The 8636-nt window shown below is 65.0% G+C and carries 11 protein-coding genes; 4 read left to right on the forward strand and 7 right to left on the reverse strand.

Annotated elements, in window-relative coordinates; all coding sequences use genetic code 11:
• Positions 1–172: 172 nt before the first annotated feature.
• Genes ABDZ92_RS16800 through ABDZ92_RS16815 form a run of 4 tightly spaced genes read right to left on the reverse strand, consistent with a single transcriptional unit; the run spans position 173 to position 1786 of the window.
• Positions 173–460, reverse strand: a complete 288-nt coding sequence (locus ABDZ92_RS16800; RefSeq protein WP_024021608.1) for a hypothetical protein — start codon at positions 458–460, stop codon at positions 173–175.
• Positions 461–496: 36 nt separating this feature from the next.
• Positions 497–1204, reverse strand: coding sequence for an SIMPL domain-containing protein (locus tag ABDZ92_RS16805; RefSeq protein ID WP_024021607.1), 708 nt, complete (start codon positions 1202–1204; stop codon positions 497–499).
• A 17-nt stretch (positions 1205–1221) separates the two neighbouring features.
• Complete coding sequence (locus ABDZ92_RS16810; RefSeq protein ID WP_024021606.1) at positions 1222–1443, reverse strand: conjugal transfer protein TraD; 222 nt, start codon at positions 1441–1443, stop codon at positions 1222–1224.
• Positions 1444–1459: 16 nt separating this feature from the next.
• The gene (locus ABDZ92_RS16815; RefSeq protein ID WP_024021605.1) at positions 1460–1786 is read right to left on the reverse strand and encodes a conjugal transfer protein TraD; all 327 of its coding nucleotides are present in this window, start codon (positions 1784–1786) and stop codon (positions 1460–1462) included.
• A gap of 169 nt (positions 1787–1955) precedes the next feature.
• On the opposite strand from ABDZ92_RS16815, the gene traA reads away from it, so the two are divergent.
• Positions 1956–4871, forward strand: coding sequence for a Ti-type conjugative transfer relaxase TraA (traA, locus tag ABDZ92_RS16820; RefSeq protein ID WP_343764182.1), 2916 nt, complete (start codon positions 1956–1958; stop codon positions 4869–4871).
• A 33-nt stretch (positions 4872–4904) separates the two neighbouring features.
• Entirely contained in the window at positions 4905–5612 is a 708-nt protein-coding gene (locus ABDZ92_RS16825; protein WP_024021628.1) for a DUF6118 family protein, read from the forward strand.
• Positions 5613–5639: 27 nt separating this feature from the next.
• Here ABDZ92_RS16825 and ABDZ92_RS16830 read toward each other — a convergent pair whose 3' ends face one another.
• Together ABDZ92_RS16830 and ABDZ92_RS16835 are read right to left on the reverse strand one after the other, a co-directional pair.
• Positions 5640–5903, reverse strand: coding sequence for a DUF3892 domain-containing protein (locus ABDZ92_RS16830; protein ID WP_024021627.1), 264 nt, complete (start codon positions 5901–5903; stop codon positions 5640–5642).
• Between the two features lie 18 nt (positions 5904–5921).
• Positions 5922–6137, reverse strand: a complete 216-nt coding sequence (locus tag ABDZ92_RS16835; protein WP_024021626.1) for a hypothetical protein — start codon at positions 6135–6137, stop codon at positions 5922–5924.
• A gap of 22 nt (positions 6138–6159) precedes the next feature.
• Between ABDZ92_RS16835 and ABDZ92_RS16840 the strand changes: the two genes are divergently transcribed.
• Positions 6160–6594 carry a helix-turn-helix domain-containing protein gene (locus ABDZ92_RS16840; RefSeq protein ID WP_343764174.1) on the forward strand — a complete coding sequence of 145 codons (435 nt, stop codon included), beginning with the start codon at positions 6160–6162 and terminating at the stop codon, positions 6592–6594.
• Positions 6594–7475 carry an ImmA/IrrE family metallo-endopeptidase gene (locus ABDZ92_RS16845; RefSeq protein ID WP_024021624.1) on the forward strand — a complete coding sequence of 294 codons (882 nt, stop codon included), beginning with the start codon at positions 6594–6596 and terminating at the stop codon, positions 7473–7475. The genes ABDZ92_RS16840 and ABDZ92_RS16845 overlap by 1 nt, the downstream gene beginning before the upstream one ends.
• A gap of 72 nt (positions 7476–7547) precedes the next feature.
• On the opposite strand, the gene ABDZ92_RS16850 is transcribed toward ABDZ92_RS16845, so the two are convergent.
• Positions 7548–8636: 5-methylcytosine restriction system specificity protein McrC (locus ABDZ92_RS16850; RefSeq protein WP_343764179.1), on the reverse strand; the 1089-nt coding region annotated here is incomplete at its 5' end.

The following is an 8636-nucleotide window of genomic DNA, read 5'->3' on the forward strand; positions in this document are numbered from 1 at the left end:
CAGGTCGCGCCGATCAGGCCGACCAGGACCAGGAACGACACAGTGCCGGAAATCTGCCCGACGCCGAAGATGCCTTCCAGCCATCGCGCGGTCGCATAGGCCGCGACGAACGAGACGACGATCGCGAGCCGCCAGCTGATCGGCCGCCGCCCGCCGATGAGCGGACCAGCCATCAGCAGGCCTGTTCCAGCGGCGTAATCGCAAGCGCCGGATCGGCGTCGGGATGCCCGAGCAGCTTGAGGATGATTTGCGTGGCGAGGGGAGGGGGCACCGCCTCGTCGCGCAGCATGTCGAACAGCGCCTCGTCATCCCCGCTCAGCGTCATGCCCTCGATCGCGAGGTTGGCGCGGGATTCGGCATCGGCTTCGCGCCATTCCGCCACATCAGCCGGCGTGCCGCGCTCAAACTCCAGCGCGCGAACCTCCCGGCGGATCGCATCGAGGTCGAGGAGGGGCGTCACGGCTTCATCCTTTCTCGCGGTATGGTGGCTAGGTGTTCATTTGAGGGCCAGCGCGAAGTTCACGCGCACCGTCACCATTCCGGCATTGGTCCCCGCCATTACAGTAGCCGACGCCTGTTCCGCCTGCACAGACACGGGCGGCGGCGCGACCATGCGGGCATCCATTGCCCCCATTTGCGGCATGTAGCCGCCCTGGCCGCCATCGTGGATCGCGAGCACTCGGTCGATGCGCAGGCCAGCGGCCTTGGCATAAGCCTCGGCCTTGGCGCGGGCAGACTTGTAGGCAGCATCATAGCCGCTCAGGTTCGCCTTCTCGGGATCGGTAACGGAGAGGTCGGGGCCAGACACGATGTTCGCGCCGGCATCGGTGACGGCGGCGATCGCCTCACCGACCCGCGCCGTGTCACGCATCCGCACGGTGAGGGTATTGCTCGCCTCGAAGCGGCCCTTGTTGGGGCCATAGTCCAAGCGATTGACCGACAGGCTGCGCGTCTGGATATCGCGCGCGGGCACGTTCAGCCGGGCAAGGGCGGCCGTGATCCGGCTCATGGCTTCCGCATTCTTCGCGCTGGCGCTTTTCGCATCAGCCGCCACGCTCGACAGGCCGGCGGTGAACAGCGCCTGGTCGGGCGCGGCTTCGGTGCGTCCGGTGCCTGTTACCGTCAACAAAGTCTCACCGGTTTCGAGGCCTTGCGGATCGGCAGGGCCTCGACCGCAACCGGCGATGATGACGCAGAGCGGCAAGGCCCATAGAGTCTTCCTCAAGACAGCTCCTCCACATTGTTTTCCGCATCGAACGCGCGTTTGCCGCGCCGCTTCCAGAGCGCAAGCGAGTCGCCGGCCTCGCCGCGAGCGCGGCCGACCAGCTCCAGCAGCGCGCCGTAAATCGTTGCGCGATCGTCGTCGGCGAGATCGACCAGGCCAGCCTTCTGGACGAGGCCGCCCAGCTCGATCAGGTGGCGGGTGCGTTCGCGCCGAGCCAAGACCCAGCCCCGCGTATCAGTCCGACGCCGTGCCGCTTCCAGACGCTGGATCAGCGCCCGGTTGCGTACCTGCGCTGTCGCCGTTGCCGCCAGCAGTCCGCCCAGCTTTGCGCCCGCGCCGTTGAAAGAAAGTGGAGCCCTTCGCGCGCCAAGCCTCCTTCGCTTCCGCATCCTTCGACGCAACGGCATCGAGCAGCGCGCCGGCGAGCATTTCCATGTCGAGCGCATCGGCCCCGGTTGCGGTGACGAGCTGGCCGAGCTGTTCGATGCGACGCGCCTTGATCGCCTTGGCGCGGCTCTCCAGCGCTTTCAGTTCCGCGTCATAGTCGCGCACCTTGCGCATGGTGCTCTCTCCTTCCGCGTCTGGTTCACCGCAGCCTAGCAAACAGGAGCAGGCAGGCAACCCATAATGAAAACGCACCGCAGTCAATCAGCGGGAGCGAAGCGAATGATGAGTGCGCGCTTATACCTCGTTGCCGACATGCGCTAAGAAGTGCATCATGACGGTCGCGATGGCGATCTATCATTTCAGCGCCAAGGTTATCAGCCGCGCGAAGGGCTCCAGTGCCGTCGCGTCCGCTGCCTATCGCTCGGCATCGCGGATGTTCGATGAGAAGCTGAACCGCCATCACGACTTCTCGAACAAGGCCGGCGTCATCCACTCCGAGGTGCTGTTGCCGGAAGGTGCGCCAGAGCGTTTAAACGACCGCACTGCGCTCTGGAACGAGGTGGAGGCAGGGGAGAAGCGCAAGGACGCGCAGCTTGCCCGGGAAGTGGAGTTCTCGATCCCGCGCGAGATGAACGAGAAGCAGGGCGTGAGCCTCGCCCGCGATTTCGTGGAAAAGGAGTTCGTGAAGCGCGGGATGGTCGCCGACCTCAACGTGCATTGGGACAAGGCGAAGGACGGCAGCCCGAAGCCGCACGCGCATGTCATGCTGGCGATGCGCGAAGTGGGGCAGGAGGGGTTCGGCAAGAAGGTCCGGGATTGGAACGGCACCGAGCTGTTGCAGGAGTGGCGCGAGGCATGGGCGGCGCATGTGAACGAGCGCATGGCCGAGCTGGGGTTGGAGGGCCGGATCGATCATCGCTCCTATGAAGACCAGGGCATCGCGCTGGAGCCGCAGCACAAGATTGGGCCAGCGGGAATGCGGCGGCTCGACCGCGGCGAGGATGCCGAGCGCGCCGACGATCACCGGCGGATCGCGCGGGAGAATGGCGAGAAGATCGCGGCCGACCCGCGCATTGCGCTCGACGGCATCACGCGGCAACAGGCGACCTTCACCATCCGCGATCTTGCCGCGTTCGCCTTCCGTCATTCGGACGGCAAGGAGCAGTTCGACCAGGTGATGGCGGCGGTGCGCGCCAGTCCCGAGCTGGTGGCATTGGGCAAGGACGGGCGCGACCAGGAGCGGTTCACCTCCCGCGAGATGATCGCTACCGAAGCGAAGCTTGAGCGCGCCGGTGACGAGCTGGCGCGTGGCGCCGGGCATGGCGTGTCCGTGTCCCATCGCACCGGAGCGCTGGAGACGGCGGAAGGGCGCGGCCTGGTGCTGTCGGGCGAGCAGCGCGACGCCTTCGACCATATCACGGAGGGCCGAGGGCTGGCGTCGGTCATCGGCTATGCCGGCACCGGCAAGTCGGCGATGCTGGGCGTCGCGCGCGAGGCGTGGGAGCGCGAGGGCTATCAGGTGCGCGGCGCGGCCTTGTCCGGGATCGCGGCCGAGAACCTTGAGGGCGGATCGGGCATCCAGTCCCGCACCATCGCCAGCCTTGAACATGCGTGGGCGCAGGGGCGTGACCAGCTGACCCGCAATGACGTGCTGGTGGTGGACGAAGCGGGCATGATCGGCACCCGCCAGATGGAGCGGGTGCTGTCCCATGCCCGTGACGCCGGCGCGAAGGTGGTGCTAGTGGGCGATCCCGAGCAGTTGCAGGCGATCGAAGCCGGCGCGGCGTTCCGGTCGATCAGCGAGCGCCACGGCGCGGCCGAGATCACCGAGGTTCGCCGGCAGCGCGACAACTGGCAGAAGGACGCGACGCGTGCGCTCGCCACGGGCCGCACGGCCGAGGCGCTGCACGCCTATGCCGATCACGGCATGGTTAATGCGGCGGAAACCAGAGAAGCTGCGCGCGCCGCGCTGGTCGATGGCTGGGACCGCCAGCGCCAGGCTGCGCCGGAGCAGAGCCGGATCATCCTCACCCATACCAATGCCGAGGTGCGGGAGCTGAACCAGGAAGCGCGCGAGCGGGTGCGCGCATCGGGCGGGCTGGGCGAGGACGTGGGCACCACGGTCGATCGCGGCCGGCGCGACTTCGCGTCCGGCGACCGGATCATGTTCCTGCGCAACGAGCGTTCGCTTGGCGTGAAGAACGGCACGCTGGGCACGCTGGAGCAAGTCAGCGAGGGACGCATGGCGGTGCGGCTCGATGGCGGCAGCCGTGTCGCGTTCGACCTCAAGGACTATGCCGCTGTCGATCACGGCTATGCGGCGACCATCCATAAATCGCAGGGTGTGACCGTCGATCGCGCGCATGTGCTGGCGACGCCGGGGATGGACCGGCACGGGGCCTATGTCGCCTTGTCCCGGCACCGTGAGGGCGTGCAGCTCCACTATGGCCGCGACGACTTCACAGACCAGCGCCAGCTCGCCCGCGTCCTGTCGCGTGACCGCGCCAAGGACATGGCCAGCGACTATACCGCGCCGTCCGACAATGACCGGGCACGCGCGTTCGCCGAGCGGCGCGAGATCCGGTTCCCGGAACTCGCGCGGGAGATCGCCGCCAAAGTGCGCGACAAGGCCAAGGGCATGTTCGACGGCTTCCGGCCCAAGCCGGCAGCCGAGAAGGCGTCCGCGCCCAAACGGGAGCCTATGATCGGCGACAAGCCGGGCCAGGACAAAGCGATCGAACGCTATGCGCGCGCCACGGCCGATATAGGCCGGATGCGCGCCAAGGGCCTGCCCGTGCTGCCCCACCAGGAGAGCGCATTGCGCAAGGCCGGCGAGGCGCTGGACGCAGGCCGCCCCCATGCCGCGCGCGACCTCGCTTCCGCGCTCCGGCGTGACCCGAAGCTCATCGAGCAGGCCGCCGGCGGCAACACCGGCGGGGCGGCGCGCGCGATGGCCGAGGAGCAGCGCGTGCGGCTCGACCCGGAGGCGCGCGCGGGCCGCTTCGTGGAAGCTTGGCAGGCGATGCAGCGCGATCGTGCCACCCTTGAGCGGGCGGGCGACCGCGCCGGCGCGGAGCGGATGCGCGGCAACATGGCGAAGGTCGCCGGCGCGATCGGGCGCGATCCGCAGCTGGAATCCGCGCTGCGCCGTCGCGCGCCCGAGCTGGCGCTGAAACTGGAGAAGGACCGCGCGATCGGCGACGCGCTGGCGAAATCGCTGGGGCCGGACCGCGAGCGCGACCGGGGATTGAGCCGATAGGTTTCGCGCTTTCGGGTGCGTGAGGGAGACAGGATGAGCGAGGACGAGCACGAACCCGAGACAGCCCAGGAAGCCTTCGCGCGGGTGGAGGGCGAGCTGGCGCTGCTGCGCCGTGCCGTGGAGCGGATGGCGATCGAGCGCGTCGAACTTCCCGAGCAGCCCGACTATAGCGAGACGCTGGCGGGCCTGTTGCAGACGATCAACGCCACCTTCCAGCGCGCGGACGCTCTGGTGGTCGCAGCCAAGGAGGGAGCGACCCCGCGCCATATCGTTGACCGGATCGTGGCGGCGGGCGCGGACGCCAGCGCCGAGGACCGGCGGACGATCGCGACCGCCGCTGCTGAGCTGAAGGACGCGACCCGGATGCTTCAGGGCGTCGTCGCATCGGCGCGGCGCCGCGACGAGCAGAACCGATGGGTGATGTGGACGGCGACCGGCGGGGTGGTGCTCGGCATGGTGCTTTGGGCGACGTTCGCCGGGATTGTGGCACGCGCCGTGCCGGCGAGCTGGCAATGGCCCGAGAAGATGGCGGCGCACACGCTCGACATGCCGATGTGGGAAGGCGGGCAGCGCATGATGCAGAGCGCCTCGCCTGGTGCGTTCACTGCACTGGCGGCGGGCGACCGGATCGTTGCCGCCAATCGTGAGGCGCTGGAGGCGTGCCGGAAGCGTGCAGACAAAGCGCGCGAGGCGGTGCGTTGCACCATCGATGTTGAGGCAGACGAGAGGACGAAGCGTTAGGGGGCTAGCACCCCTTCCGCCCCTTCCTCAGCAATCGAGCAGATCGTCGAGGTTGTTCTTGGTCGAGCCGTCGCGGCGGGTGCGGAGGTACTTGCCGCTGGGGCCGTTAACGACCGTGATGGGCGTCTCCTGACCATCGGTCCATGAGACGTAATACTGGTGATCGCCGTTCTCGATATCCCGAATAGCGTCCGCCTTGAAGCGGGGCGACCAGCTCTGCCCGGCATTGCAGAGCTTGGTGATATCACCGTCCCTGTCCTTGCCGGTCTTGTTCACATAGCGCTTGGCCATGATGGTCCCCTCCTTTTGTCAGCTCTCGCGGACGGTGGTGTGGGGGCTGGCCTTGCCATGTGCGGTGGTGACGTAGCGGCCGCTGATCGCGCTCCGATAGTGACCGCCGGAGCTGCCGCCCGAGTTGGATTCCCGCACCGTCGTACGGGGGCTGGCCTTGCCGTGAGCCGAGGTCACGAACCGACCGCTGATTGCGCTGCGGTAATGACCACCGCCGCCCTTGCTACCTGCCATTCTTCAAACTCCTTGAACCATGATGTCCGGCATCCAGTTCGGACTACCGGTACAAGCAATATGGCTACTACGAGTTCGCTGTTCAAGTAGGAAAAATGAGGCTATCACCGAACGAACGAATTTTCACGGAGAAACCATGTCATCGACTCTCGGTCGGAAGGTTCGGGAGCTACGGCAGGAGAAGAAGCTGACCCTTGATCAGCTCGCCCAGGCTACCGGCAGCAGCAAGAGCTACATGTGGGAGATAGAGAACAAGCCGGTCGCGCGTCCCTCGGCCGATAAGCTGAATCGTATTGCGGCCGTGCTGGGGGTGACCCCCGAGTACCTAGCTGACGAGGAGCGAACTCAGCCCACCGCTGACGAACATGATGAGGCGTTCTATCGCAAGTATCAGGGAGCCAATCCCGACGTGAAAGAAAAGCTCAAACGTATCCTGGACGTTCTGGACGACGAGTGATGCCCGATCCCACACAACCGAGAGCATGGGCCAATCTGCTGAGCCAGCTATGGGGGCCACGTTTCCCGGTTGATGTGAGAACCATCGCACTCGACTATACGCAGCGCAAATTTGCCGATCCGATCAAGACGATCAAGGAGGCACCAGTAGACCATTTCGAGGGTGCGCTGGCGCCGTTACCCAAAAGCGGAAAATGGGCGATCCTCTATAACCCTAACATTGTGTCGGCGGGACGCATCAACTTTACCTTGGCCCATGAGCTGGGGCATTATTTTGTCCATCGCCAGATCAGCCCCGGCGGGTTTGAATGCGGGGAGAAGCAGATTCTGGGTGTTGATCGCGATGCAGAGCGGCGTCGCATCGAACAGGAGGCAGATGCCTTCGCGTCATACCTGTTAATGCCGATGAACGATTATCGGGATCAGGTTGGCCGCGACGACATGACGCTGGAGCTGCTGCGGCAATGCGCCGATCGCTACGGCGTCTCGATGACCGCAGCGGCGATCAAGTGGCTGGACTTCACACCCAAGTGCGCCGTCCTCGTCGTGGCAACCAACGGTTTCGTGCTGTGGTGCTGGCGCAGCACGTCGGCGAAGAAGCGACGGCTATACTATCCGAGCGGGATGGAACTGCCGGCAGGATCATTGGCGACGCGGCCCATGTTGATTCTTCCCGATCCGGATCGGGGGACCATGCTTGATCGGAGCGTATGGGGTGGCGTCAGTGACGTACGAGAGATGGCGATCTTCGCCGATCGCTATGAAATGACGATATCTCTTTTGGTGTTTGATGACGCTGAGGACAGCAGGACCTCCTGGGAGCAGGAGTCCGATGAAGAAGATGCTTTTGATCGATTTACCCAAGCCGCTTCCGGCCGGTAGTCATCCACCTTGAGGCAGGACGCGGTGTCAACCATTCGGCTTTGACCTGTACATCAGCATGGTAGCTTGCTTCTAGATCCCAGCGTTTGTGCATTCTTGTGTTGCGGCGGCTAATGTGGATGAAAACGCTGCTAGACCGCCTGGTCGTGCAATACCGGACACTCCAGTTGTTATCGCGAGAAGGCTGCCAGTTGGCAGCTGTTCACGTTGGAACACCTTCGCTTCCTCGCCGACATCGGCGGCATTCAGGCTGGGGTAGGCGAGGATTGCCTTGGAGCTACCCGTCGCGTGCATGAATGCAATCACTTCGTACCGGTCGGCAGCCGACACCGTATTGCGTCCGCGTTCTTCGTTGCCTTTGTACTTCGCGTCGAAAACGATGGGGCCGTCCACGTCCACGAGCGCGTCTGGTCTAACGAGGCTTGAAGTTGCCCGTCCTGCCCGGTGTATTATGCCAAGCTGGAAATCTTTTTGGAGCTGGACGCGATTTGCGCCGAGGCGCATCACGAGTGAGCGCTCGACGAGCGCTTCCCAGGTTCGCCATGTGTCGAGGGTGAATTCAAAGGTAGCAAAGGCGCCGGAACCTGGAGCGAACCCTGCATTTTTCAGCAGTTCGAGCGCGAGATCGTAGGCTCTTTGCCAAGCGGAGAGACGGGGCGGTAGGATGCGTCTGATCCGGCTCGGTCGAACGGCGGGGGAGCCCCAGCGTCCTACCGCATCTCTGAGCATAACGGCTACCTGGACATCGCGGACATGACCCAGCAGCGCATGTGCACCGGCATGTATGGTCGCCCAGTACTCGTTGTCGCGGCTCATTGCGTAGAAAGTCTGCCGCCAGCCCTCCTCCCCTGGGTTTAGAAGAGTGTCGGGATCAATCTCTCCAAGCGGCTCGAAGGTTTCGGTTGTGACCCGCCGACGCGCCTTGAGGGGGGTCCTGTGATTGCGCCGGAGCTCATTCAGTAGCGTCCTTGCGATTAAATCGGCGAGGCTGTTCGGGGTAGACTTGTCGGAAGCAATGGTGCGGATCGGATCGATGCGCCCATGGGCAGCAAACAGGGCGAGAAACAGGAGGTCCGCTCGCCAATCGTCACCTTCACCCGCGTATTTTGGGCGTATTTCGAGTTCCACTCCGGGTGCGAGCGCCACGATGCCGGCCACACC

Source organism: Sphingomonas molluscorum, from assembly GCF_039522995.1.
Classification (GTDB): Bacteria; Pseudomonadota; Alphaproteobacteria; order Sphingomonadales; family Sphingomonadaceae; genus Sphingomonas; species Sphingomonas molluscorum.

Bases quoted from the DNA above. Each gene is read 5' to 3' on its own strand.
- ABDZ92_RS16815 (WP_024021605.1), bottom strand. From the start codon at position 1,786: ATGCGCAAGGTGCGCGACTATGACGCGGAACTGAAAGCGCTGGAGAGC.
- traA (WP_343764182.1), top strand. From the start codon at position 1,956: ATGGCGATCTATCATTTCAGCGCCAAGGTTATCAGCCGCGCGAAGGGC.
- ABDZ92_RS16825 (WP_024021628.1), top strand. From the start codon at position 4,905: ATGAGCGAGGACGAGCACGAACCCGAGACAGCCCAGGAAGCCTTCGCG.
- ABDZ92_RS16830 (WP_024021627.1), bottom strand. From the start codon at position 5,903: ATGGCCAAGCGCTATGTGAACAAGACCGGCAAGGACAGGGACGGTGAT.
- ABDZ92_RS16835 (WP_024021626.1), bottom strand. From the start codon at position 6,137: ATGGCAGGTAGCAAGGGCGGCGGTGGTCATTACCGCAGCGCAATCAGC.
- ABDZ92_RS16840 (WP_343764174.1), top strand. From the start codon at position 6,160: ATGTCCGGCATCCAGTTCGGACTACCGGTACAAGCAATATGGCTACTA.
- ABDZ92_RS16845 (WP_024021624.1), top strand. From the start codon at position 6,594: ATGCCCGATCCCACACAACCGAGAGCATGGGCCAATCTGCTGAGCCAG.